This is a genomic window from Companilactobacillus halodurans, from assembly GCF_009600985.1.
Classification (GTDB): domain Bacteria; phylum Bacillota; class Bacilli; order Lactobacillales; family Lactobacillaceae; genus Companilactobacillus; species Companilactobacillus halodurans.
The window spans coordinates 1-1,540 of record NZ_VDFP01000114.1; the positions used below are offsets into that span (position 1 = coordinate 1).

General features: G+C 37.2%; 1 protein-coding gene. It reads left to right on the forward strand.

Going from position 1 to position 1,540, the window contains the following annotated elements; all coding sequences use genetic code 11:
- Positions 1-80 precede the first annotated feature (80 nt).
- On the forward strand, positions 81-1,424 hold the full coding sequence (locus FHL06_RS12855) for an amino acid permease (protein ID WP_119325902.1): 1,344 nt from the start codon (positions 81-83) through the stop codon (positions 1,422-1,424).
- Positions 1,425-1,540 lie beyond the last annotated feature (116 nt).

Genomic DNA, 1,540 nt, shown 5'->3' on the forward strand with positions numbered 1-1,540 from the left:
TTTATTCTAATTTAAACTATTATACAAGGTGATTGCTCTTGGAAAACGAAAAAAATACACACATCAATCTAAAAAGAAATATGGAGTCACGTCACCTTTTTATGATTTCACTTGGTGGAGTTATTGGTACTGGGCTATTTCTTAGCTCTGGTTATACAATTCATGAAGCCGGTCCTGTGGGAACGATTCTAGCTTATGGAATTGGTGCTATTGTTGTTTATTTAGTCATGCTCTGTCTAGGTGAATTGTCCGTTGCCATGCCCGAAACTGGATCTTTTCACGTTTATGCTGACCGTTATATCGGACCGGGAACAGGATTTACTGTTGCCATTTTATATTGGTTAACTTGGACTGTAGCGCTGGGTTCAGAATTTACCGCAGCCGGATTGATTATGCAACAGTGGTTCCCACACTCTCCAACTTGGATTTGGAGTGCTTTATTTATGGCTGTTATTTTTATTTCTAACGCTTTATCAGTTCGATTCTTTGCCGAAACTGAGTTTTGGTTCTCTAGTATTAAAGTTATCGCTATCGTTCTCTTTATTATTGTTGGTTTTTTAGCCATTTTTGGTGTGATCCATATCAAAGGAACCACTCAAGCCCCAATGTTTACTAATCTCTTTAAAGATGGGCTCTTTCCCAATGGCTTTAAAGCCGTTTTTACAACAATGCTAACTGTTAACTTTGCTTTTTCCGGAACTGAATTAATTGGTGTCACAGCTGGTGAAACTAAAGATCCTGGCAAAAACATTCCACGTGCTATTCATACAACCTTGATTAGACTAATCATATTCTTTATTGGTAGTATCGTCGTCATGTCAGCTTTGATCCCTTGGCAAAAAGCCGGCGTCAATCAAAGTCCTTTCGTTCTAGTCTTTAAGAGTATTGGTCTTCCATTTGCTGGAGATTTGATGAACTTTGTCGTTTTGACAGCCATCTTATCGGCTGCCAATTCTGGACTTTATGCTTCAACAAGAATGCTCTGGTCTCTGGCCCATGAAGGTATGATTCCTTTAAAATACGCCAAAACTAATTCTCATGATGTTCCAATGATCGCTCTATGCTTGAGTATGATAGGGGGCATTTTGGCCCTAGTTTCCAGTGTCGTTGCAGCATCTACTGTTTATTTGGTCCTAGTTTCTATTTCCGGACTGGCAGTAGTAATCGTTTGGATGGCAATTGCTTTGTCAGAAATCAACTTTCGTAAGAGTTTTCTCAAATCGGGTCATTCTTTAGATGAACTTAAATTCAAAACGCCTTGGTATCCTTTTGTCCCTTGGGCAGCTTTTATCATGAGTTTATTATCTTGTGTCTTAATTATTTTCGACCCTAATCAACGTACTGCACTCTTTTATATGATTCCTTTCTTGATACTCTGTTACGCTGTTTATTATGGTAAAGAGTATCTCAAAAAACATAAATAACTATTAATTGTTTCTCCCTTGATAAAAAGGTTTAATATTAAGATATAAGCTCAAATCGGGAGAGATATTATGAATAAAAAAACAGAACTTGATGAAAGTCCATTAACAAAAGTTAT

Bases quoted from the DNA above. Each gene is read 5' to 3' on its own strand.
- FHL06_RS12855 (WP_119325902.1), top strand. From the start codon at position 81: ATGGAGTCACGTCACCTTTTTATGATTTCACTTGGTGGAGTTATTGGT.